This window comes from Micrococcus sp. Mcc28 (genome assembly GCF_024519775.1).
Lineage (GTDB): Bacteria > Actinomycetota > Actinomycetes > Actinomycetales > Micrococcaceae > Micrococcus > Micrococcus luteus.
Genome location: NZ_JALJRH010000003.1, coordinates 1 through 21,897, shown reverse-complemented (window position 1 = coordinate 21,897; position 21,897 = coordinate 1). Strand labels below are relative to the sequence as shown.

The following is a 21,897-nucleotide window of genomic DNA, read 5'->3' as shown; positions in this document are numbered from 1 at the left end:
TCGGGCCGGCTCAGCGGCTGATCACATCATGCCGCCCATGCCGCCCATCGGGTCCATGCCCTCGGCGCCGGCGGCGGCCTTCTCGGGCTTGTCCGCGACGACGGCCTCGGTGGTCAGGAACAGGCCCGCGATGGACGCGGCGTTCTGCAGGGCCGAGCGGGTCACCTTCACCGGGTCGTTGATGCCGGCGGCCAGCAGGTCCTCGTACTCGCCGGTGGCGGCGTTCAGGCCGTGGCCGTCGTCGAGGGTCTTGACCTTGTCCGCCACGACGCCGGGCTCCAGGCCCGCGTTGAAGGCGATCTGCTTCAGCGGGGCCTCGATGGCGACCTTGACGATGTTCGCGCCGGTGGCCTCGTCGCCCTCGAGCTGCAGGCCGCCGAACGCCTTGGCGCCGGCCTGGATCAGGGCCACGCCGCCGCCGGCGACGATGCCCTCCTCCACCGCGGCCTTGGCGTTGCGCACGGCGTCCTCGATGCGGTGCTTGCGCTCCTTGAGCTCCACCTCGGTGGCCGCGCCGGCCTTGATGACGGCCACGCCGCCGGCCAGCTTGGCGAGGCGCTCCTGCAGCTTCTCGCGGTCGTAGTCCGAGTCGGTGTTCTCGATCTCGGAGCGGATCTGTGCCACGCGGCCGGCGATCTGCTCGGCGTCGCCGGCACCCTCCACGATGGTGGTCTCGTCCTTGGTGATGACCACCTTGCGGGCGGAGCCCAGCAGGTCGAGGGTGGCGTTCTCCAGGGACAGGCCCACCTCGGAGGAGATGACCTGGCCGCCGGTGAGGATGGCGATGTCGGCGAGCATGGCCTTGCGGCGGTCACCGAAGCCCGGGGCCTTCACGGCCACGGACTTGAAGGTGCCGCGGATCTTGTTGACCACGAGGGTGGCCAGGGCCTCGCCCTCGACGTCCTCGGCGATGATCAGCAGCGGCTTGCCCGACTGCATGACCTTCTCGAGGATCGCCACCATGTCCTTCACGGAGGAGATCTTCGAGTTGACGATGAGGATGTAGGGATCCTCGAGGACGGCCTCCTGGCGGTCCGCGTCGGTCACGAAGTAACCGGAGATGTAGCCCTTGTCGAAGCGCATGCCCTCGGTGAGCTCGAGCTCGAGGCCGAAGGTGTTGGACTCCTCGACGGTGATGACGCCCTCCTTGCCGACCTTGTCCAGGGCCTCGGCGATGAGGGAGCCGATCTGCTTGTCCGCGGCGGAGATCGAGGCGGTGGCCGCGATCTGGTCCTTGGTCTCGATCTCGCGGGAGGCGGAGAGCAGCTCAGAGGTGACGGCCTCCACGGCCTTCTCGATGCCGCGCTTCAGGGACAGCGGGTCGGCGCCCGCGGCCACGTTGCGCAGGCCCTCGCGGACCAGCGCCTGGGCCAGCACGGTGGCGGTGGTGGTGCCGTCGCCGGCGACGTCGTCGGTCTTCTTGGCGACCTCCTTGACGAGCTCCGCGCCGATCTTCTCGTACGGGTCCTCGAGCTCGATCTCCTTGGCGATGGAGACGCCGTCGTTGGTGATGGTGGGGGCGCCCCACTTCTTCTCCAGCACCACGTTGCGGCCGCGGGGGCCGAGGGTCACCTTCACGGCGTCGGCCAGGGTGTTCAGGCCCTTCTCCAGGCCGCGGCGGGCCTCTTCGTCGAATGCGATGGTCTTGGCCATGTGCAGGTCCTTTCTGTACGTCGGCTTCCTACTTCTGGTGGCTGACCCGCGCCGATGCCCGCGACGGACGGCCCCTGGGGGCCTCATCGGTGGACAGGTCCTCCTCCACGGCGCCGGACCGACCGGGGTACGGCTGGCAGTCGCGCCTTCGGAGTGCTAACCCCATTATGAGCACTCGCACCGGGAGAGTGCAAAGGGTCCGCGGTGCGGGAGCCCGCTCTTCCGCGGACGGCGGACGGCCCCCGGCAGAACGCCTCGGGAGGCGCCCCGCCGGGGGGCCGGGAAGGGTGCGCGTCCGGCACGGCCGCACGGCGGGCGGGTCAGCCGGTGACGACCACCGCGACGCCGTTCACCTGCAGGTTCGGGGTCTGCATGACCGGGAAGCCGAGCTCCTTGCCGACCGCCTCGGCGGCGGCCTTGTTGGCCGAGCCGTTGTACAGGACGGTGGAGGACTGGATGCCGTAGCCGCTCCAGTTCTTCGCGTCCACCGAGGTGTAGCCGGCGCTCGTGAGCCGCTGCGCGTAGGAGGCGGCGAGGCCCTGGGTACGGGTCGCGTTGTACACGGTGACGTGGGTGCCGCGCACGGCCGCGGACTGCGCGGCCGCACGAGAGCTCGACGCGGCCGCGGACTGCGAGCGCGAGGCGTCCGCCGCGGCAGCCGAACGGGACGCGGCGGCGCGCGAGGACTCCGCCGCCTGGGCGGCCGAACGGGACGCGGCGGCGCGCGAGGACTCCGCCGCCTGGGCGGCCGCCGCCGACCGAGACGCCTCTGCGGACTGCGCGGCGGCCTCGGAACGCGAGGCCTCCGCCGCCTGTGCCGCGGCGGCGGCACGGGACGACTCGGCGGCCTCGGCGGCCTCGGCGGCGGCTCGAGAGGACTCGGCGGCCTCGGCGGCGGCCGCCTCCTGCGCCGCCCGCGAGGACTCGGCCGCGGCCGCGGAACGGGACGCCTCCGCCGCGTCCTCGGACGGGGTGGGGGACTCGGTCGCGGGTGCAGTCGACGCCGACGCGGAGGACGCCGAGGAGGACTCGGACGACGCCGACGCCGACGCCGACGTCGACGTCTCGGCCGCCGGGGCCGTCGTCGAGCTCTCGGCGGCGACGGGCTCCGAGCGGTCACCGGTGAGCCACGGCAGGACGACGCCCACGAACAGGCCGGCGAGCAGGACGAGGCCGGCCACCCAGAGCAGCGGGCTCAGGCGGCGACCCCCGCCCGTGGCGGTCGCGCCGGCGGCGGCGAAGGACTCGCGGTGCGCGCCGCGCTGGTCCGTGTACTCGGGGACCTCGTCGAAGCGGTCGGGCTGGTAGGCCATGGGTCAGTTCTCCTGGCGGGAAGCGGGCGTGGACGGCGCCGGATCCGCGGGTCCCCTCCGGGCCCGGCTGCGGGTGCCGCGCTTGCGCAGCAGCCGCGTGACCAGCAGGGGTCGGTAGGCCAGGGCGGCCTCACGGTCCAGCAGTCCGTTCAACACCTGATAATAGGCGGTCGGAGACAGCCCCAGACGCTCACGGACGGCGTGGTCCTTGGCCCCGCCGTACCGCCAGGTGTCGGCCTCCAGGTCCAGGACCGCACGCTCCAGGTCCGTCAGCTCGTCCCGCCGCGCCCCCGCGCGGGCACCCTCGTCCGGGGCCGGATCGGGCGAGACGGGCGTGGGGTGGGACATGGCGGCCACTGTACCCACCCGGTCTACCCTCGGGGCATGGAGTTCATCGCGCCCCTGGATCCGGGCTGGGAGGCGGCCCTCGCCCCGCAGGCCGCCGCGTTCGAGCAGGTCGGAGAGCGGCTGCGGGTCCGCCGGGCGGCCGGAGAGCAGGTGCTGCCGGCACCGGAGCACATCCTGCGGGCGTTCCGTCAGCCGTTCGCGGACGTCCGCGTCCTCGTGCTGGGCCAGGACCCCTACCCGACGCCGGGCCATCCGATCGGCCTGAGCTTCGCGGTGGACCGCCACGTGCGGCCGCTGCCCCGCTCCCTGGCCAACATCCACCGGGAGCTGCACGACGACCTCGGCATCACCCCGCCCGCCCACGGCGACCTCTCCGCGTGGACGGACCAGGGCGTGCTGCTGCTGAACCGCGCCCTCAGCGTGCGGGCCGGCGCACCCGGCAGCCACCGCGGCCTCGGCTGGGAGCAGATCACGGAGGCCGCGGTGCGGGCCCTCTGCGCGCGCGGCACCCCGCTCGTGGGGCTGCTGTGGGGAGCCGACGCGCGGCGCATGGCGCCGCTGCTGACGGCGGCGGGGGCCGGCGTCGTGGAGTCCCCGCATCCCTCGCCCCTGAGCGCCCACCGCGGGTTCTTCGGCTCCCGGCCGTTCAGCCGGGTGAACCGGCTCCTCGAGGCGGCCGGCGCGGCCCCGGTGGACTGGCGCCTGCCCGACTGAGCCGGGCCGCCGGTCAGCCGCGCTGGTGCATCACGAGTTCGGTGGGCAGCAGCGTGCCCATCCGGTCGGTGATCGGCTTGGCCAGGGTGTTGCCGAAGGCGACGCCGGCCGCGATCGCCACGACGATGACCGCGGCGTTGAACAGTCCCTCGACGCCCAGCAGCGTGGCCCCGGTCTCCACGGTGAACCCGTAGACGGACCGGAACATGGTGAGTCCGGGAAGCAGGAACAGCATGGACGGCAGGACGATCACGAGCGCCGGGGCCGCGAGCCGCTGGGCCACCAGGCGGCCGAGGAACCCGACCGCCGCCGCGGCGACCGCGGGCACCAGCCGGTCACTGACCCCGATCTGCTGCGCTGCCAGGTACGCGCCGAAGCCGGCCCCGGACACGAGACCGCAGGCCAGGATTTGCGGCCACCGCGACTGCTCCACCACCGCGTCCGCCATGCCCGCGGCCATCACGAGGCCCAGCAGCAGCAGCGGCGGATAGCTCAGCGTCCCCGCCTCGGCCAGGTCCAGCTGTTCGAATCCCACGAGATCCCCGATGCCCACGGCGATCATGATCCCGGCCATCACCCCGGCGAACACGAGCAGCGCGGAGAGGAAGCGGCCCGCGGCGGTCACCGGGAAGCCGTGGATGGCGTCCTGCACCGCGGTGACGAACCTCGCCGTGGGCAGGAGCATCATGATGCCGCCGGCGATCACCAGCGCCGGGTTGACCGGCAGGTCGAGGGCGTGGGCCATCAGCGCGATCACCGTGGCCGTGATCGCCCCGAACATCGTGGAGAAGATCTCCGGGAAGCGCGCCTTGTCCGCCTGGACCTTGAGCCAGAAGACCAGCCAGGTGGAGACCATGCCCAGGGCCGCGCCCGTCCAGGTCCCGCCGATGAACGGCACGAAGCAGGCCACGAACACGCCGGAGAAGAGGACCTCGAAGACGGCGGGGAACGGCTTGGGCTGATGCCGGATCTCCACGAGCCGGCGCTGGGCCTCGGCCCGGTCCACCTCGCCCGCGGCGATCTCCTCGACGAGCCGGTGGACGGCCACGAGCCCCTCGAAGTTCACCGAGGACGAGCGGACCACCCGCTGGAGGGTGAACGGGGCCTCGCCGCGTGAGGAGTCGGGCGCGTAGTTCAGGGAGATGGACTGGTTGGTCAGGTCCACCTCGGTCTCGAGGATCCCGTAGGCCTGCGTGGCCACGATGATCGAGGTCTCCACGTCCAGCGAGGCCGCGCCGAAGCTGAACATCGTCTCGCCCAGCTTGAGCGCGAAGTCCAGGGTCGTGCGGGCCTCAAGGGCCTGCGCCTCCGCGCGGCGCTGCTGCAGCGTGGAGCGCATGCGGCGCCCGTACGGCGAGGAGTGCAGGCGGTCGGCCAGCACGAGCGCCTGCGTCGGCAGGTTCTCGACGAAGACCTCGCGGGAGCGCCGGCCGCGCCGACGCCCGCGCTTCTCGGGCGGACCCGCGGGGACCACCGGGTCCGGGACGGTGATGTCCGGCTCGGGGATCACATCCGGGGCGGGCAGGGCGCCGTCGGCCTCCGCGGGCGCCAGGACGGAGGTGGGCACCTGCTCGGACAGCGGCGGCTCGGTCAGGGGCGCGTCCGCGGCCGGCTCCGGCAGCGTCTCCGCCTCCGGCTCGGCCGATTCCTCCGGCTGCGGCTCCGGCGCCGAGACCGGATCGGCGGCGGCGGGGCGGACCACGGGCGGCAGCGGCTCCGTCGGCTCGACGGCGACCGCGGCCGGGTGGGCCGACTCCGCCGGGTCGAGGTCGAGCAGGCCGGGGTCCTCCGGGTCGAGCGTGAGGTCGCCGACAGCGGCGGCGTCCTCGGCGCCGGCCGGGCGCAGCACGGGGATGAGCGTGGGGACGGCCGGGGGCTCCGCGATGCGGGGGTCGAACCGCGCCGGCTCCTGGGTGCCCTCCTGCTCCATGCGGCTCACCCTCTCCTTCCGTGTGCGGGCGCTGGACGCGCCACGGCGGTGGGCCGAGCCCCGCCGACGCGTCCATCCAACCACGCCGGCACCTCCCCCGCCGGGGCCGTCGGCACCGCGGCCCGGGGACGCGAAAGGGCCCTCCCGGAGGAGGGCCCTGCTGCGGTGGATCTTACTGGACTCGAACCAGCGACCTCTCGCGTGTGAAGCGAACGCTCTAACCAACTGAGCTAAAGATCCGGGCGTCGCCCCATGGGGGTGACAACTCGAAGAACGATACCTCAGGCGGCGCCGCCTGTCCACCCGGGCGACGGCCACCCCGCGCACGGCGGAGCGGCCATCGAGAGCCGACGAGCACGTCAGGCGTCGGTCAGCGTGGCGCCGGGCTCGAAACCGCCCTGGGCGACCAACGAGGTCCCGGCGCCCGGGGCGGGCTCCGGTCAGGAGCTGCCACCGAGGGAGGAGACCGCCCTGGCGGCGTCCGCCAGGCCGGCGCCGCAGCCCGCGGAGCAGGACACGGGCATGGACCGGGCCGTGGACCTGAGGGTGGACTCGACCTGGGCCGGGGTGAGGCTCGGCCGCTCGGCCAGCAGCAGGGCGGCCAGGCCCGCGACGTGCGGGGTGGCCATCGAGGTGCCGTTGTAGGCGGCGTGGCCGGCCGTCGTCGGGGTGGTGGCGCCGTTGTTCACGGTCGAGATGATGTTCGCGCCCGGGGCGGTCACGTCCACGGCGGAGCCGTAGTTCGAGAACGAGGCGCGGGCGCCCTGCGAGGTGGAGGCGGCCACCACGATGGTGTTCCGGCAGTTGGCCGGGCGCACGTTGGCGGCGGGCTGGTTCTCGTTGCCCGCCGCCACGACGACGGGCACGCCGCGGGAGACGGCCGCGTTGATCGCGTTCTGGTAGGTGGTGCCGCACGTGCCGGAGCCGCCGAGGGACATGTTGATGACGTCCGCCGGGTTCGGGTTGGCCGGCACGCCCGCCACGGTGCCGCCGGCGGCCCACACGACCGCGTCGGCGATGTCGGACAGCGAACCGCCGCACTTGCCGAGCACGCGGATGGGCTGGATCTTCGCGTTCGGGGCCACGCCGACGACACCCTGGGAGTCGGCCACGGCCGCGACGGTGCCCGCCACGTGGGTGCCGTGCCACGAGGAGTCGGAGGCACCGGCGGTGCCGCACTCGCCGGCGGCGTACCAGTCGCCCTCGTCGCGCGGGTTGGAGTCGCGGCCCCCGCCGTCGCGCGCCGCCCTGCCGTCGGAGATGAAGTCGTAGCCGGGCACGACGTTGCGGTCGAGGTCCGGGTGGGAGGTGATGCCGGTGTCGATGACGGCCACGGTCGCACCGGAGCCCGTCGTGCGGTCCCACGCCCCGGGGACCCGCATGCCGTGGGTGCCGGTGAAGCCCCACTGCTGCGAGTAGAGGGCGTCCACGGGACTCAGGCCGGTGGCGGTGAGGATGGCGTCCGGCTCCACAGCCTCGACCGCCCCGGAGGCCTTCAGGTCGGCCATGAACTTCGCGGACTCGGCCTGATCCAGCTTGCGGTCCGCCTTGACCACGCGGGAGCCGAGCGCGGTCTCACGCAGCTCCTTCACGGAGACGCCGGCCTCCTTCGCGGCCTTGCCCCAGGCGTTGGCTCGGCCCTTCGCGTGGGCGGTGGCGGCGGTCTCCTTGTAGGTGACGATGAAGGAGTCGTAGCCGTCGGCGTTCGGGTCCTCGACCTGCGCCGCCGCCAGGGGCGAGGCGGCGGTCGGGGTGGCTGCCGGTGCGGCGGGGGCGTCGCCGGAGGGGGCCGCGAGCGCGGGGGACGAGGTCAGGGTCCCGCCGGCGAGGACGGCGCCGGCCACGAGGGCGCCGATGCGGCGGCGGGTGCTGCGGAGTGGGGAGGACTGCACGGGATCTCCTCGGAGTTCTGGGCCACCGGACGCGGGTGCCCGAGGGGCTCGGGCCGGGGTGACTGGGATCACGGTAAGGTCACGATTCCGTCACGACGAGGCCCAGGGTCGAAGTCTGGCGGATGGTCGAGGCATCTCTGGCGGATCCGCCAGCCAAGCCCGGCGGATGGCCACGGGCGCGCACAGCGGCGCCCCAGCGTCGGCCCGCGCCGGACACGACGACGGCGCCGCGCCCTCCCGGCGGAGGTGCGCGGCGCCGTCGGGCCCGCGGTGGGGTGGAGCCCCCTGCCGGATTCGAACCGGCGACCTGCTGTTTACAAGGCAGCTGCTCTGGCCAGCTGAGCTAAGGAGGCCTGCGGCCGGCGCCCGGGGCGCCGCGGCCGGCCCTTCCAGCGTACAAGGCCCGGGCGGACGGCGCGGGGCGCCCCCTGCGTGGGGACGCCCCGCGGACCTCGGCGACGGGTCAGCCGGGTCAGCCGGCGATCTTGGCGCCCGCCCAATCGGCGAAGGTCTTGTCCTCGCCGTCGAGGGCCCAGTTCTTCCCGTCCACGAACACGGTGGGGGTGCCGGCCACGCCGGCGACGCGCGCCTGGCGGGTGGTGTGCTCGACCGCGGAGCGGAACGTGCCGTCCTCGACGCAGGAGGCGATGTCCGCGCCGTGCTCCTGCGCGAGCTGCGTGATCGCCGCGTTGTCCAGGCCCTTGCCCTGGTGCTCGTCGTAGGTGGCGAACAGGGCGGCCACGAAGCCGTTGTAGGCCTCGGGCTTCTGGTCCGCCACGCAGTACGCGGCGTTGGCGGCGCGGGCCGAGTAGTTCTGGTTGTTCGGGGCGCTCAGGTAGTCCACCATCCGGTACTCGACCGTGGCCTCGCCCTGTTCGAGCCACTGCTCGATCTGGTCCGCGTTGGAGGTCTCGAAGTCCGCGCAGTGCACGCAGTTGAAGTCCGCGTAGAGCACGATCCGCGTCGGCTCGCCGTCCGCCCGGGCCTCGGTGTCCGGCAGGGTCTCGGGCTGGGAGCTCGCGGACTGCTTCGGCACCTCGATCCTCGAGGGGTCGACCTCGCGTTCTCCCGCGCCCTCCGCCAGGCCCGTGGCCGAGGTCAACTCGATGCCGCCCTGCTCGTTCGTCACGGCGGGGATGGGGCCGGCGGCCGCGGCGTCGTCGCCGTTGCGGTTGAGCACGAACGCGACGACGAGGCCGATCACGAGCACCGCCGCGAGGACCGAGCCCCAGATGACGCCGGTGCGGCGGCGGCGGTCCTTCCTGCGCTGCTCCTCCTGGATCTGGCGGGCACGCGCACGGGCGTCCTTCGCCGAGGTGTGCGAGCCTGACGTGTTCCGGGCCAAGGGTCCTCCTCGTGGGGCAGTCGGTCCGGGTCGAGCACCGGAGCCGGCGGGCAGCGGGCGCGCCGCGCCAGGCGAGCATAGCGGCCCTGTCTGGAAGGATCGTGACCATGGACACCGTCGAGACCCCCTCCCCCGTCGATCGACTGACCATCACGGGGGCCCCCTCGGGGGACGCCTCCGAGGACCCGGCGACGTCGCTGCTCGCCCTGCCCTGGGCGCTCCCCCTCGAGACGTGGCCGCGTGAGGTGCTGGCGGCTCTGCCGCGGGGCATCTCCCGTCACGTGGTGCGCTTCGCCCGCATGGGCGGGGGCATCGTGGCGGTGAAGGAGACCACGGAGGAGCTCGCGTTCCACGAGTACCGGCTGCTGCGCCGGCTCGAGCGGGGCCCCGCGCCGTCGGTGGTGCCGGTGGCCGTGGTCACCGGGCGCACCCACGACGACGGCACGCCGCTGCCCGCCGCCCTCGTCACCCGGCACCTGCGCTTCTCCCTGCCGTACCGCGCCGTGTTCTCGGAGCGCCTCGAGCGCCGCACCCTCGTGCGGCTCATGGACGCGCTGGCGACGCTGCTCGTGGAACTGCACCTCGAGGGGTTCATCTGGGGTGACGTCTCCCTGTCCAACGTCCTGTTCCGGCGGGACGCGGGCGGGTTCGCCGCTCACCTGGTGGACGCCGAGACCGGCGAGCTGCGGGAGCGGCTGTCCAACGGCCAGCGCGAGCACGACCTGGACGTGGCCGCCGTGAACGTGGGCGGCGAGCTGCTGGACCTGCAGGCCAGCGGGCTGCTGGACCCGGAGGTGGACCCCGTCACCACGCCGGACCTGCTCGTGGCGTCCTACCGACGGCTGTGGGACGAGCTGACCGAGCCTCTGCTGTTCCCCCGCGCCGAGCCGTGGCGCCTGGACCGCCGCGTCCGCCGCCTGCAGGAGCTCGGGTTCGAGCTGGCCGAGTACTCACTGCGCGCCGCCGACGCCCCCGGGATGATGATCGCCCGGCCCGTCGAGATCCACGCGGGCTACCACCGCCGTCGGCTGACCCGCCTCACGGGACTCGAAGTCCAGGAGAACCAGGCCCGGCGGCTGCTCGTCGACATCGAGGCCGCCCGCCGGGAGTGGGACCCGTACATGGACATCGAGAGCGCGGCGCACCGCTGGGTGGTGGAGGTGTTCGACCCCGTGGTCCACTCGGTGCCCCTCGAGCTGCGGGCCAAGCTCGAGCCCGCCGAGGTGATGCACCAGCTCCTCGAGCACCGCTGGTACCTCTCCGAGGCCCGCGGCCAGGCCGTGCCCCTGCAGGAGGCGGTGGACTCCTACGTGGACACGGTGCTGCGGACCCGCCGCGACGAGGACGCGGTGGCGCTGCACCCCACGACCACCATGCTGCGCGCCGTCCCACCCGCGGACGCGGACTGACGCCGGCCGCGGCTCAGCGGCGCAGGAGCAGGAAGCCGGGGGCCGGGACCGCCGCCGGCACCGCGCCGGGGCCGAGGGGGCCGTCGTCGCCGTGGCCGGCGAGGAGCTCGGCCCGCGTCAGGCCCGCGGGCACGGGCAGCGGCTCCGCGCCGAGGGCGACGAGCAGGATGACGTCGGCGTCCTCGCCGGCGCGGGTGAGGCGCACGTGGCGCCGGGCCGCGTCCACCTCGGCCCGGACGCGGTCGCGGCGAGGGTCGGTGAGCTGGGGCAGCGTGCGGCGCAGGCCGATCAGGGTGCGGTAGGCGGCGAGCACGCGCGCCCCGCGGCCGTGGCCGTCCGCGCCGCCCGCGGCCTCCGCCCAGTCCAGCACCGCCGCGTCCCGCGTGGCGGAGTCCTGCGGGTCGGGGACGTCGGCCGGGTCCCAGCCGTGGGCAGCGAACTCGCGGCGACGTCCCTGCCGGACGGCGTCCCCGAGCTCGGGCTCGCGGAACGAGGTGAAGAACGGCCACGGCGTCGAGGCCGCGAACTCCTCCCCCATGAAGAGCATCGGCACGTGCGGGCCGGTCAGCAGCAGGGCGGCCTCGGCCGCGAGCGCGCCCTCGGACAGGGCGGCCGCGGTGCGGTCGCCGCCGGCGCGGTTGCCCACCTGGTCATGGTTCTGGATGCTGGCCACCCACGCATGGTTGGGGAGGGCGTCCGGCACGGGGCGCCCGTGGTCGCGGCCGCGGAAGGTGGATCGGGTGCCGTCGTGGAAGTAGGTGCGCTCCATGACCTTGGCCACCGCCTCCAGCGGGGCGAAGTCCGCGTAGTAGCCGTGGGTCTCCCCCGTCGCGGCCACGTGCAGGGCGTGGTGGACGTCGTCGTTCCAGGCCGCGGCGAGGCCGAGCCCGCCGGCCTCGCGGGGCAGCACCAGACGCGGGTCGTTGAGGTCGGACTCGGCCACGAGGGGCACGGGTCGGCCGGCACGGGCCGCGATCCCGTCCGCGAGCGCGGCCATCTCCTCGAGCAGGTGCACGGCGCGGGCGTCCCGCAGGGCGTGCACCGCGTCGAGGCGCAGCCCGTCCACGCGCATCTCCTCGAGCCAGAAGCGGACGTTGTCCAGGACGAGCCGGCGCACCTCGTCCGAGTCGGCGCCGTCCAGGTTCAGGCCGTCGCCCCAGCCGGTGCCGCCCTGACCCAGATACGGCCCGAACACCTGCAGGTAGTTGCCGGAGGGGCCCAGGTGGTTGTGCACGACGTCCTGGACCACGCCGAGGCCGGCGGCGTGGGCGGCGGCCACGAAGCGGCGGTAGGCGGCGGGGCCGCCGTAGGACTCGTCGACGGCGAACCACGCCACCCCGTCGTAGCCCCAGTTCCGAGGGCCGGAGAAGGAGTTCACGGGCAGCAGCTCGACGTGGGTGACCCCGAGGTCCCTCAGGTGCGGCAGGCGGGCGATGGCGGCGTCGAGGGTCCCCTCCGCCGTGAAGGTCCCCACGTGCAGCTCGTAGAGGACGGCGCCGCGCAGGCCGCCGCCCTGGGGCGCGGCCGGATCGGACTCCACCCCGGGCGGCCCGGCCCAGCCCTCGTCCGGCCACGCGAAGACGCGGCCGGCGACGTCGCGGCGGGAGGGCCCGTGGACCGTGTCGGGCTGGCGGCGGGAGCGGGGGTCCGGCACGGGGTCCGCCCCGTCCACGCGGTAGCCGTAGCCGGGGTCGGCCGGCGGCTGGGCGGCGTCGAGGCCAAGGGCGGCCAGCGGGTCCTCCGTGGGCGTCCACCAGCCTCCGGCGGCGGGGGCCATGGCCACGACGGCGGCGACGGGCCAGCGGTCCTCGGCGTCGTGCAGGGCGCCGGGCTCGGTGTCGACGAGGACGAGGTCGACGCTCTCGGCGTGCGGCGCCCAGACGGCGTAGGGGATGGCGCGCGCGGCGTCGACGGCGGCCCGCTCGGCCGCGGCGGGGTCCACGGGGTCGGAGCCGATCGGGTGCAGGCCCGGGGCGGGGGCGTCGGCCGGACGGGGCTCGGTCACGGGGCGGTCCTCTCTCGGCGGTCGGACGGGGCGTGCGCCGGGACGAGCAGCGCGACGGGCAGGGTGCTGAGCAGTTCGTCGAGGCGCACGGCGCCGCGCGCGTCCGGGTGGACGGGGTGGCCGGTGACGGCGTCCTCCCACCGCCCAGCCGGCACGGTCACGACGGTCTGGCCCCAGCCACCCGCGGCCGCGAGGCGGACGGGCCAGCGCGTGGCCACGGCGAGCGCCCCGCCCCGGTCGAACGCGATCGCGTGTTCGGCGGCGGGGCCGGAGACGTCGAGCGGGCGGTGGCCGGTGAACAGCTCGGGCCGGTCGCGGCGGGCGCGCAGCACGCCGGCCACGACGGCCAGCTTGGCGGCGGCGGGGTCGTCGAGGCCGGGCGTGTGGCCGGCGTCGAGGCGGTCCAGCAGGTCGGCCCGGGCCGCGAAGTCCACGGGGCGGCGGTTGTCCGGGTCCACGAGGGTGGGGAAGGGCACCTCCGTGCCCTGGTAGACGTCGGGGACGCCGGGGGCGGCGAGCTGGACGAGCTTGTGGCCGAGCTGGACCACCAGGCCGGGCTCGGCGATGCGGTCCGCGACGGCCTGGAGCACGCCCCGGGCAGGCCCCTCGGGGGAGGTGACGGCGGCGGCGAGTGCGGCGAGCCGGGCCTCGAACTCGGGGTCCTGGTCCGTCCAGGTGGTGGCCAGGGCCGCCTCGCGGGAGGCCTTCTGCAGGAAGCCGAGGATCCGCTCCTCCTCCGGCGTGGTGCCGTCCGTGGGCCAGACCCCCACGATGGACTCCCAGAGCAGCCGCTCCGCGTCGGGGTGGCCGAGCGGGTGGAGGCGCCTCAGCTCCGCGAGCTCGGCGGCCCAGCGGTCGGGCTCCTCGGCGAGCACGGCGATGCGGGCGCGCACGTCCTCGCCGCGCTTGGTGTCGTGGGTGCTCAGGGTGGTCATGGCCGTCGGCCAGGCGGCCTGGCGCGCCTGCTGGGCGGCGTGGAAGTCGGCCAGGGACAGGGCGACGTGGGAGGGGTCTCCGCCGACCTCGTTCAGATTGGCCCACCGGGTGTACCGGTAGAAGGACCGGTCCTCGACGCCCTTGGCCATCACCATGCCGGAGGTCTGCTGGAACCGGCGGGCCACGGGCGAGTCCGGGTCGGTCAGCTCGGGCCGCAGGTCGCCGAGCACGTCGGCGAGGGCCGGCTCCGCCGCGGCCGCGTCCGCCAGCGCGCCCTCGAGCACGGCCAGGCCCACGGGCAGGTAGGTGCGGTACACGGGCAGGCGGGCGAGCACGGCGGCGAACGCGGCGGCCACGTCCTCGTCCGGGTGGGCACCGAGGGCGTGCACGGCGCGGACCTCCCGGACCAGCCGGGCGGTCTCGGCCGCGAGGGAGCCGGTGGCCACGTCGTGCTTGGCCCGCACCACGGCCTCGTCCCACTCCCGACGACGGCGCGCGTCCTCGGCCTCATCGCCCGCGGCGTCGGGGTGCATGAAGACGCGTTCGACCTCGCCGAGCGCGTCGTAGCCGGTGGTCCCGTCCACGGGCCAGTCCGCGGGCAGCGCCTCACCGGGCTCGAGGATCTTCTCCACCACGAGGTAGCCCTCCGGGAGCACGTGGGAGCGCAGGCGTCGCGCGTAGCCGGCCGGGTCCGCCAGGCCGTCCGGGTGGTCCACGCGCAGCCCGTCCACGAGCCCTTCGCGGACCCAGCGGGCGGGTTCGGCATGGACGGCGTCGAAGACCTCGGGCTCCTCCACCCGGACGCCCGCGAGCGTGGTGACGGTGAAGAACCGGCGGTAGTTCAGCTCGGCGTCGCCGCGGCGCCAGCCGACCAGCCGGTAGTGCTGGCGCTCGTGCACGGCGCGGGCCAGGCGGACCTGCTCCGCGGTCGGCTCCTTCGCCGGGTCCGCCGCCGCGAAGACCTCCGCGGCGCGCAGCCCGGTCTCCGCCTCGGCCGCCTCGAGCGATCCGGGGGCGAGGGGGTAGACGTTGTCCCAGTAGCGCAGACGGCCGCCCTCGGCGTCGACGACGAGACGGTCCAGTTCCGCGTCCGCGTCCCCGTCAGGGCCGTCTCCCAGCACGGGGATGAGCAGGGACCCGCCGCCGGCCGCCCAGTCCACGTCGAACCACGCCGCATGCGCCGCCTCGGGACCGTGGGTGAGCACGTCCCACCACGCCGGATTGGCCTGGGGCGTGGCCACGCCCACGTGGTTCGGCACGATGTCCACGAGCACGCCCATGCCCGCCTCGTGCGCGGCGCGCGCGACCATGTCCAGCCCCTCGGCCCCGCCGCGGGCGGCGTCCAGCCGGGTGGGGTCCACGACGTCGTACCCGTGGTCGGAGCCGGGCTCGGCCTCGAGCAGCGGCGAGAGGTAGAGCCAGTCCACGCCCAGGCGCCGCAGATAGGGCACGAGCCCGGCCACGGACTCCAGCGGCAGATCCGGGCTGACCTGGAGCCGGTAGGTGGACGCGGGGGCGGAACGGACGGTCGAGGTGCTCACGCGGCGACGCTAACAGAGGCCCCCGACGCGGCATCAGGCCCGACGGGCCGGGGCGGGAAGGTCAACGCGTCTCGACCGGACGGGCGAAGATGTCCTCCCCGACGACGGGCTCGCCCGAGGACTCCAGCAGGACCATCTCGTCGCGCAGCACGGTGCCGTCGGCCTGGGTCAGATCGGCCACGAAGCCGGGGCCGGACTGGCGGATGCGGTCCACCGCGGTGTAGCCGTACTTCGCCTCGAGGTTGCCGCGGAACGCGTCCAGACCCTGGACGTGCAGGACGGCGCCCGTCGCGCCGAGGGCGACGGCGGCCGCGAGCGCGACAGCCCCGACCCCGCGCTGGGTGCGGGTGTCCTCGAGGAGTCCGATCTCCGGGTTGCGGCCGTGGGTCGCGGCGAAGCGCCGGTGCCGCCGGGCACGCCACAGGCCGACGACCACGAGCGTGCCGCCGACCACGAGGGTCAGTGAGGCCAGCCAGTAGAGGATCCAGGGGGTCACGAGGTCGACGTTCGCAAAGTCCATGTCCCAGTGTGACACAGGCCTCACTCCGGCGGGAGGGCACGCGGCCGGTCGCGCCTCGTCAAGGCAGCGGCCGGCCCCGCGCCGCGGTCCACAGGCGGTGCCACTGCGCGGAGTCCATCGCCTCGGCCACGGAGGCCGCCTCGGCGCACGCGGCGACGCGCTCCGGGTCCTGGGTGCCGATCACGGGCCGCACGCCCCACGGCAGGCGCAGCAGCCAGGCGAGCACCACGGCCTCCCGGCTGACGCCCAGCTCCGCCGCGACCTCGCCGACGACGCCGGCCGCGCCGTCGTCGCCGGAGCTGAACCGGCCCTGCCCCAGCGGACCCCAGGCCTGCAGCTCGATCCCCTCGGCGGCGCACACCGGGCCGAGGCGCCCGGCGTCGGCGTCCGCGGGGGCGTCCGGGTGGTTGGCGAGCACGACCGCCTCCACGAGGGTGCGGTGGTGCAGGCCGAGCTCGACCTGGACGCACGCCAGCCCGGTCCCGTCCGCCGCCTGGCTCTCGAGCTCGCGCTGGAACTCGAGGACGCGGCCCACGCCGAGGTTGGAGACGCCCAGCTTGCCGACCAGGCCCGCCTCCCGCGCGTCGAGGAAGGCGCGCACGGTGTCGGCCACGGGCGTGAGGACGTCGGGCCGGTGGATGATCAGGGTGTCCACGCGCTGCTCGCCGAGGCGGGCGAGCGAGCCCTCCAGCGAGGCGCGCACGTGCTCGGGCGAGGAGTCGTAGCGGGTCAGGCGCCGCCCGGCCGGGTCCGTCTCGTGCAGGACGATCCCGCACTTGGTCTGCACCTTCAGGGCGGAGCGCTCCTCGTAGGGCAGCTCGTGCAGCAGCCGGCCGACGGTCTCCTCGGAGCGGCCGGCCCCGTAGATGTCCGCGGTGTCCAGCAGGTCGACGCCGGCCTCGATCCCGGCGCGCAGGGCGCGGCGGGCGCGCTCCACGGCCGCCTCGACCTGCGCGTCACCCGCAGGCCCCTCCGGCCCCGCCCCCGGATCGGCGTCCGGGGGCGGCGGAGGAACGGATCCCCAGGCCATGGTCCCGAGCACGATCGGGGTGGCCGGAGTCGGGTCGAGGTCGAGCGGCGGATGCGTGGGGGCTGTGCTCATGGCCTCACCGTCTCACGTCCGCCCGCCCCGGGTCCGGACCCGCCGCCCTGTGATGGGATGGGTCCATGAAGCTCGCCACGTTCCGCCAGCCCGACTCCGACGCCGCCTACCCCGGCGCCACGTTCGCCGCGGTCATCACCTCCGTGCACCCCGAGGACCCCGAGGTCGCCGTGCGCGCCGTCGCCCTGCCGGACTGTCGCGACGTCGGCGAGTACCTCACCGCCACGCCGGAGGAGCAGCGGGAGATGGTGGAGGGGGCCCTCCGCGCGGCGCAGGCCGACCGGTCCCTCCTGCTGGACACCTCCGGCCTCGTCTACGACACGCTCGTGCCCTTCCCCACCAAGGTGTTCTGCGTGGGCCTGAACTACACGAACCACATCGACGAGACGGGCCTGGAGCGCCCTGAGCATCCGACGCTGTTCGCGAAGTTCCCGCAGTCCCTCACGGGTGCGCTGGACCCGATCGAGGTGCCCGAGGAGGACCACCGGGTCGACTACGAGGGCGAGCTGTGCATCGTGGTCGGGGAGCCGGGCCGACGCATCGCCGTCGAGGACGCCCCGGAGCACATCGCGGGATACGCGGTGGCCAACGACATCTCCATGCGCGGCTTCCAGGGCCGCACCTCCGAGTGGCTGCAGGGCAAGGTGTGGGAGGCCTCGACGCCCGTGGGTCCGTGGCTGGTCACCCCGGACGAGTTCCCGGCGGATGCGCGCGTCCTCACGCACGTCAACGGCGAGCTGCGTCAGGAGGACCGGGTCGCCGACGTCGTCTTCTCCCCCGCCGAGCTGGTCTCCTACGCCTCGCAGCTGATCACCCTGAACCCGGGTGACCTGATCCTGACCGGCACGCCCGCGGGGGTTGCCCTGGCCCGCCGGGACGCCGAGGGCCGCCGCCCGTGGCTGCGTCCCGACGACGTCGTCGAGGTGGAGATCACCGGGCTGGGACGCCAGCGCAATGAGCTCGTCTGAGGCGGCGGCACCGGCGCATGCCCTGCCCCGCGTCGTCGGCATCCTCGGTGCGGGCCGGGCGGGCACCGCGCTGGCACGGGCGATCGCGCGCATCCCCCGCCTCTCCCCGGGCACGGCCGCCCCGCGGGTGATGGTCGCGGGCACGCGGCGCCCCGCGGCGGTCCAGCGCCACCTGACGATCTACGCGCCCGAGGCCGTCGCCGTGTCGGCCGAGGACCTGGCGGCGGAGGCGGAGCTCGTCGTCGTGGCCGTGCCGCGCGAGGCGCTCGACGACGTCGACCCGCTCGCCCTCGCCGGGCCGGCCACGCGCGCCGTGGTGGACCTGACGAACACCTGGGGGGACGAGCCGGTCCCGGCGTGGCTCGACGACGACGCCGCGCCGGGCACCACCCGGATCGCCGAGCGCTGGGCCGCCGCGGGGCTGCGCGTGCCCGTCGTGCGCGCGTTCTCGGAGATCTCGCATCACGACCTCGGAGATGCCGGGCGTGCCACGGCCCCGCGCCGCGCCCTCGCGGTGGGCACCGAGCCGGCCGATGCGACGGCCGACCCGGCCGCGGTCGCCGCCGCGCGCGACACGGTGATCGCCCTCGTCACCGCGATGGGCTTCGACGCGGTCCCCTACACGGGCCTCGACCGGGCCGGCGTCCTCGAGCCGGGGGCGGCGGGGTTCGGCACCGCGCACGACGCCGGCCGGCTCGCCGCGCTGCTCGCCGACGCGCCCACCGGCTGAGGCGACACCGGCCCTGCGGTGCCTACGCTGGGCGGGACCGCCGACCCGTCCAGGAGGCCCCCGTGACCCGTCCGACGCACCGCACCGCCCGCCGCACTCTCACCGCGGTCGCCCTGTCCGCCGCCGCCCTCACCGGGCCGGCGGCGGCCGCCACCGTCGTCGCCCTGCCGGTCACGGCGGGGGTGACGAGCGCCGTCGTGGCCGCCGCGCCGCAGGCCCACGCCGTGGCCTGGGACCGGGTGGAGCTCGTGGATGACGCGGGCGTGATCGACCCCGCCCAGCTGCGCCGTGACCTGGCGGGGATCGAGTTCCGGGAGCCGACCCGCGTCGCCGTGGTCACCGAGCGCGGCCCGGACCTGTCCGCGCTGGACGACGACCGCGCGTCTCAGGCGTTCAACGGGCGGGTGCTCGAGCGGGCTCGCGCCGAGCACCCGGACTGGCTCAGCGCGGACGGCCAGAAGTGGGCTGACGGCCTCGTGATCGTGGCCCTCGACCCGGACAACCGGTTGATCGGGGTGTACGTGGGCGAGGACCGGATGCTCAGCACGGACCAGCTGCGGGATGTGCGCGAGGCCGGCCACGAGGCAGCCCGTGCGGCCCGGTGGACGGACACGGTCGTGGAGGTGACGGACGCCGCCGCCGAGCTGATCGGGCGCCCCTGGTGGCAGGCTCCCGAGCTGTGGTTCGGCGCGGGGATCGTCGGTGTGGCGGGCGGCGGCGCCGCGGCCGCGGTGCTCGCGAGCCGACGGCGTCGCCGCCGCCGGACGGCCGACCTGCTGACCGAGGCCCGCACCCACCTGACCTCCGTGACCCTGGAGATGGACGCCACCGAGGTGAACGCGTCCACGGTGCCTGAGGACTCGCCCCACGCGGCCGCGCTGATGGAGCGCTTCCGCGGCTTCCGGCGCCAGGCGCTCGACGCGTCGGCGGAACTGGACCGCCTCGAGGCCCTGCCGGAGCGCAGCCTGCATCGCACGGAGCACGCCCGGGCCGCGGAGGACGTCCGGGACCGCGCCCGTGAGCTCGACCGCCTCGACGACGCCGTGGCCGCGGCGAACACCTTCCTCAACCGCCACCCGGGGTGGCCGTCGGCGTGGGACCAGCAGACCGCCCCGCTGCGGGCCGACCTGGACGCCGTCGGCACGCTGGCCTCCTCCGTCGGCTCCGCCGGACCCGTCCGGTCCGCCGTCGCCGCGCTGGAGTCCTTCCGCGCCGAGGCCCAGGGCCGGCTCGAGGCGCTGGGCGCGGACCTGCAGGACGAGCGCCTGACCCCGGCCGCAGCGCTGGACGAGCTGGATGCGCTGCGGCGTCGCCTGACCGGGCTGGTCTCCGCACTCGCCGACGCCGAGGTGGCGGCGTTCGGCAAGGACGAGGCCGAGCGTGAGCTGCTGCGCGACGAGCTGCGCACGCACCGTGGCCCGGCCCGGTCCGCGCGCGGCTCGATCCTGGACTCCGCGCTGCCCACGGATGCCTACTGGACGGTGGTGGCCTTCACCACGGGCCACCAGGCCGGCGAGCGGTCCGTCCAGGACCATCGCCAGGCGCAGTCCAGCTCCTCCGGGACCGGCTACGGATCCTCAGCCGGCTCGTTCTCCGGGGCGGGCTCGTCCGGCCGATTCTGAGCCGATCGGGGCCGGATCTGAGCCGGAAGCTCGCCCGGGACCGGCACCCGGCCCCTGGCCCATCGCCCCGTTCTGCGAGACATTGAAGGACCATGACCGCCGCTGACACCCCCGCACCCCGCCAGGACCCCCTCGCGTTCTTCCTCGACAAGGCCGTGCCCGAGGCATGGCACGCGGTCGGGCCGCTGGCCTCGGCCGCGCGCGGCGCCGCCGAGCAGGCCGGGCTGGACCGGCAGCTCGTGGAACTCGTGAACCTCCGGGTCTCCCAGCTCAACGGCTGCGTGTTCTGTCTGGACCGGCACACCCGCCAGGGCGCCGACGCCGGTCTGAGCGTGCAGCGCCTCGGGCTGCTGCCGGCGTGGCGTGAGGCCGGGGCTGTGTACTCAGAGCAGGAACGCGCCGCGCTCGAGCTCGCCGAGGCGGTCACGGACCTCCCCGAGCAGGAGCAGCTGAACTACGTGCAGGCCTCCACGGCCGCTGTGCTCACGGACGCCCAGTACGCGGCCGTGCAGTGGGTCGCGATCGTGATGAACCTGACGAACCGCATCTCGATCCTGTCCCATCACCCCGTGCGGCGCCGGGACGGCTGACCCCCTTCCCCGTCGCCGGCCCGGCGGCGGGGTCCACCCAGGAACGAGAGGACCGACCATGACCGAGCAGACCCCCAGCCTGGAGCACCCGCAGGTCCGCAAGAACGCGGAGAGGTACGAGATCGTCGTCGACGAGGCGGGCACGGTGGCCGGCTACACGGTGGCGATCGACGACGACACCGGCGACGGCCCGACCCAGCGGATCTTCCCGCACACCAAGGTCGACCACGGGTACGAGGGCCGGGGCCTGGCCTCCACCCTCGTGCGCGAAGCGCTGAAGGACACCGTGGCCGCGGGACGCCGGATCGTCCCCGTGTGCCCGTACGTGAAGGACTGGGTGAACGAACACGACGACGTGGCCGGCGACGTGGACCCGGCGGGCCCCGAGCATCTGCAGTTCCTGGAGTCCCGCCAGGACTGACGCACCGCACCCGGTGAGCACCCGGAGACGAGAAGAGCCCCCGCCGATCCGGCGGGGGCTCTTTCTGGTCGGGGTGACAGGATTTGAACCTGCGGCCTCGTCGTCCCGAACGACGCGCGCTACCAAGCTGCGCCACACCCCGTTGGAGGTCTCAGACCTGAATCCAACAGAGACCGACTATACCAGCCACACCGGGTGCTGCCAAACCGAGATGCGGGGCAGAATCTCACGCGTGAGACCTCTGCGCACCCCGCGAATCCGAGAGAGGCCGGCATGAGCTGGTGGCCGTTCCCGCGTCCCTCCGCGAGCCCCTCCCCCGACGACGACGGCGCCACGGCCGCCGAGCTCGAGGAGGCCGTGGCGGCCCTGCGACAGCTGTTGCGCGCCGAGCGGCACCGACTGCGCCCGGACAGCTGGGCCCTCGCGTGGGAGATGGTCGAGCACGCCGCCGAGTACGCGCCGGCCTGGACTCGCCTGCAGCGCATACGACCCCTGGAGACCCAGGAGCTCGTGCTCGCCCTCACCGGGCGCTTGGAGCCGCTGCTACGCGACTTCCTCGCACTCCCCGACTCGGACAAGCCGGCCCATGCCGATGCCGTGCACGCGCGCCTTCTGGAGCAGGGCACGGAGCACGGCCGGCTGCGCCGCCGACTCACCCGCGCGCTCACGGCACGACTGCGGGCCGGCGAGGAGCTCTGAGCGCCGCGGGCGCATGCACCCGGAAACGCAGAAAGCCCCGTGCTCATCGCACGGGGCCGCCCGGTGAATCCTCCCGGGAATGCGGGAAGGGCCTCGCACGAACAGTGCGAGGCCCTCCCTCAAAGAATGTCCGGCGGCGACCTACTCTCCCACAACCTC

Annotated in this window: 18 protein-coding genes and 3 tRNA genes; 8 read left to right on the top strand and 13 right to left on the bottom strand. The window is 74.8% G+C overall.

The window, feature by feature from the left end:
* Positions 1-21: 21 nt before the first annotated feature.
* From groL to NR073_RS01965, 3 genes are all read right to left on the bottom strand, one after another.
* Entirely contained in the window at positions 22-1,653 is a 1,632-nt protein-coding gene (groL, locus tag NR073_RS01975; protein ID WP_041103083.1) for a chaperonin GroEL, read from the bottom strand.
* Between the two features lie 320 nt (positions 1,654-1,973).
* Positions 1,974-2,966, bottom strand: a complete 993-nt coding sequence (locus NR073_RS01970) for a LytR C-terminal domain-containing protein (protein ID WP_041103085.1) — start codon at positions 2,964-2,966, stop codon at positions 1,974-1,976.
* 3 nt (positions 2,967-2,969) lie between these two features.
* Positions 2,970-3,314 (bottom strand): DUF3263 domain-containing protein, encoded by a 345-nt coding sequence (locus NR073_RS01965; protein ID WP_230278137.1) that lies wholly within the window; start codon positions 3,312-3,314, stop codon positions 2,970-2,972.
* A gap of 36 nt (positions 3,315-3,350) precedes the next feature.
* On the opposite strand from NR073_RS01965, the gene NR073_RS01960 reads away from it, so the two are divergent.
* Positions 3,351-4,028 carry a uracil-DNA glycosylase gene (locus tag NR073_RS01960; RefSeq protein WP_041103087.1) on the top strand — a complete coding sequence of 226 codons (678 nt, stop codon included), beginning with the start codon at positions 3,351-3,353 and terminating at the stop codon, positions 4,026-4,028.
* 13 nt (positions 4,029-4,041) lie between these two features.
* Here the strand turns inward: NR073_RS01960 and NR073_RS01955 are convergent, their stop codons facing one another.
* From NR073_RS01955 to NR073_RS01935, 5 genes are all read right to left on the bottom strand, one after another.
* Positions 4,042-5,958: a threonine/serine exporter ThrE family protein gene (locus NR073_RS01955; RefSeq protein ID WP_041103089.1), complete on the bottom strand. Its 1,917-nt coding sequence runs from the start codon at positions 5,956-5,958 to the stop codon at positions 4,042-4,044.
* Between the two features lie 166 nt (positions 5,959-6,124).
* Positions 6,125-6,198: transfer RNA gene (locus NR073_RS01950), tRNA-Val, on the bottom strand.
* 200 nt (positions 6,199-6,398) lie between these two features.
* Positions 6,399-7,850 carry a S8 family peptidase gene (locus tag NR073_RS11310; RefSeq protein ID WP_225348292.1) on the bottom strand — a complete coding sequence of 484 codons (1,452 nt, stop codon included), beginning with the start codon at positions 7,848-7,850 and terminating at the stop codon, positions 6,399-6,401.
* A 276-nt stretch (positions 7,851-8,126) separates the two neighbouring features.
* Positions 8,127-8,203 (bottom strand) — tRNA-Thr (locus NR073_RS01940).
* Positions 8,204-8,322: 119 nt separating this feature from the next.
* Positions 8,323-9,195, bottom strand: coding sequence for a thioredoxin domain-containing protein (locus tag NR073_RS01935; protein WP_036315925.1), 873 nt, complete (start codon positions 9,193-9,195; stop codon positions 8,323-8,325).
* Between the two features lie 107 nt (positions 9,196-9,302).
* On the opposite strand from NR073_RS01935, the gene NR073_RS01930 reads away from it, so the two are divergent.
* Positions 9,303-10,604: a DUF4032 domain-containing protein gene (locus tag NR073_RS01930; protein ID WP_041103091.1), complete on the top strand. Its 1,302-nt coding sequence runs from the start codon at positions 9,303-9,305 to the stop codon at positions 10,602-10,604.
* A 13-nt stretch (positions 10,605-10,617) separates the two neighbouring features.
* Here the strand turns inward: NR073_RS01930 and treZ are convergent, their stop codons facing one another.
* The 4 genes from treZ to NR073_RS01910 all read right to left on the bottom strand — a co-directional run bounded on the left by treZ (position 10,618) and on the right by NR073_RS01910 (position 16,708).
* Positions 10,618-12,609: a malto-oligosyltrehalose trehalohydrolase gene (gene treZ, locus NR073_RS01925; RefSeq protein WP_095354048.1), complete on the bottom strand. Its 1,992-nt coding sequence runs from the start codon at positions 12,607-12,609 to the stop codon at positions 10,618-10,620.
* Positions 12,606-15,086, bottom strand: coding sequence for a malto-oligosyltrehalose synthase (gene treY, locus NR073_RS01920; RefSeq protein WP_095354050.1), 2,481 nt, complete (start codon positions 15,084-15,086; stop codon positions 12,606-12,608). The genes treZ and treY overlap by 4 nt, the downstream gene beginning before the upstream one ends.
* A 61-nt stretch (positions 15,087-15,147) precedes the next feature.
* The gene (locus NR073_RS01915) at positions 15,148-15,606 is read right to left on the bottom strand and encodes a hypothetical protein (RefSeq protein WP_020625726.1); all 459 of its coding nucleotides are present in this window, start codon (positions 15,604-15,606) and stop codon (positions 15,148-15,150) included.
* A 58-nt stretch (positions 15,607-15,664) separates the two neighbouring features.
* Positions 15,665-16,708 carry an aldo/keto reductase gene (locus tag NR073_RS01910; RefSeq protein ID WP_256748562.1) on the bottom strand — a complete coding sequence of 348 codons (1,044 nt, stop codon included), beginning with the start codon at positions 16,706-16,708 and terminating at the stop codon, positions 15,665-15,667.
* A gap of 65 nt (positions 16,709-16,773) precedes the next feature.
* On the opposite strand from NR073_RS01910, the gene NR073_RS01905 reads away from it, so the two are divergent.
* The 5 genes from NR073_RS01905 to NR073_RS01885 all read left to right on the top strand — a co-directional run bounded on the left by NR073_RS01905 (position 16,774) and on the right by NR073_RS01885 (position 21,039).
* Positions 16,774-17,676, top strand: a complete 903-nt coding sequence (locus tag NR073_RS01905; protein WP_002855103.1) for a fumarylacetoacetate hydrolase family protein — start codon at positions 16,774-16,776, stop codon at positions 17,674-17,676.
* A complete protein-coding gene (locus NR073_RS01900) occupies positions 17,663-18,406 on the top strand; it encodes an NADPH-dependent F420 reductase (RefSeq protein ID WP_002855101.1) in 744 nt (247 codons plus the stop codon). The genes NR073_RS01905 and NR073_RS01900 overlap by 14 nt, the downstream gene beginning before the upstream one ends.
* 62 nt (positions 18,407-18,468) lie before the next feature.
* The gene (locus tag NR073_RS01895) at positions 18,469-20,028 is read left to right on the top strand and encodes a DUF5129 domain-containing protein (RefSeq protein ID WP_145032016.1); all 1,560 of its coding nucleotides are present in this window, start codon (positions 18,469-18,471) and stop codon (positions 20,026-20,028) included.
* A gap of 92 nt (positions 20,029-20,120) precedes the next feature.
* Complete coding sequence (locus NR073_RS01890; RefSeq protein ID WP_002858301.1) at positions 20,121-20,618, top strand: carboxymuconolactone decarboxylase family protein; 498 nt, start codon at positions 20,121-20,123, stop codon at positions 20,616-20,618.
* A 58-nt stretch (positions 20,619-20,676) separates the two neighbouring features.
* Positions 20,677-21,039, top strand: a complete 363-nt coding sequence (locus NR073_RS01885) for a GNAT family N-acetyltransferase (RefSeq protein WP_002858300.1) — start codon at positions 20,677-20,679, stop codon at positions 21,037-21,039.
* A gap of 65 nt (positions 21,040-21,104) precedes the next feature.
* Here the strand turns inward: NR073_RS01885 and NR073_RS01880 are convergent.
* Positions 21,105-21,181: transfer RNA gene (locus tag NR073_RS01880), tRNA-Pro, on the bottom strand.
* Positions 21,182-21,312: 131 nt separating this feature from the next.
* Here NR073_RS01880 and NR073_RS01875 point away from each other — a divergent pair.
* Entirely contained in the window at positions 21,313-21,738 is a 426-nt protein-coding gene (locus tag NR073_RS01875) for a hypothetical protein (RefSeq protein ID WP_002858298.1), read from the top strand.
* Positions 21,739-21,897: the final 159 nt, after the last annotated feature.

What these genes read in the sequence shown, in the direction of transcription:
- NR073_RS01955 (WP_041103089.1), bottom strand. Translation starts at nt 5,958, where the DNA reads ATGGAGCAGGAGGGCACCCAGGAGCCGGCGCGGTTCGACCCCCGCATC.
- NR073_RS01930 (WP_041103091.1), top strand. Translation starts at nt 9,303, where the DNA reads ATGGACACCGTCGAGACCCCCTCCCCCGTCGATCGACTGACCATCACG.
- NR073_RS01900 (WP_002855101.1), top strand. Translation starts at nt 17,663, where the DNA reads ATGAGCTCGTCTGAGGCGGCGGCACCGGCGCATGCCCTGCCCCGCGTC.
- NR073_RS01970 (WP_041103085.1), bottom strand. Translation starts at nt 2,966, where the DNA reads ATGGCCTACCAGCCCGACCGCTTCGACGAGGTCCCCGAGTACACGGAC.
- NR073_RS01965 (WP_230278137.1), bottom strand. Translation starts at nt 3,314, where the DNA reads ATGTCCCACCCCACGCCCGTCTCGCCCGATCCGGCCCCGGACGAGGGT.
- NR073_RS01875 (WP_002858298.1), top strand. Translation starts at nt 21,313, where the DNA reads ATGAGCTGGTGGCCGTTCCCGCGTCCCTCCGCGAGCCCCTCCCCCGAC.
- NR073_RS01885 (WP_002858300.1), top strand. Translation starts at nt 20,677, where the DNA reads ATGACCGAGCAGACCCCCAGCCTGGAGCACCCGCAGGTCCGCAAGAAC.
- NR073_RS01905 (WP_002855103.1), top strand. Translation starts at nt 16,774, where the DNA reads ATGAAGCTCGCCACGTTCCGCCAGCCCGACTCCGACGCCGCCTACCCC.
- NR073_RS01890 (WP_002858301.1), top strand. Translation starts at nt 20,121, where the DNA reads ATGACCGCCGCTGACACCCCCGCACCCCGCCAGGACCCCCTCGCGTTC.
- groL (WP_041103083.1), bottom strand. Translation starts at nt 1,653, where the DNA reads ATGGCCAAGACCATCGCATTCGACGAAGAGGCCCGCCGCGGCCTGGAG.
- NR073_RS01910 (WP_256748562.1), bottom strand. Translation starts at nt 16,708, where the DNA reads ATGAGCACAGCCCCCACGCATCCGCCGCTCGACCTCGACCCGACTCCG.
- NR073_RS01960 (WP_041103087.1), top strand. Translation starts at nt 3,351, where the DNA reads ATGGAGTTCATCGCGCCCCTGGATCCGGGCTGGGAGGCGGCCCTCGCC.
- NR073_RS01915 (WP_020625726.1), bottom strand. Translation starts at nt 15,606, where the DNA reads ATGGACTTTGCGAACGTCGACCTCGTGACCCCCTGGATCCTCTACTGG.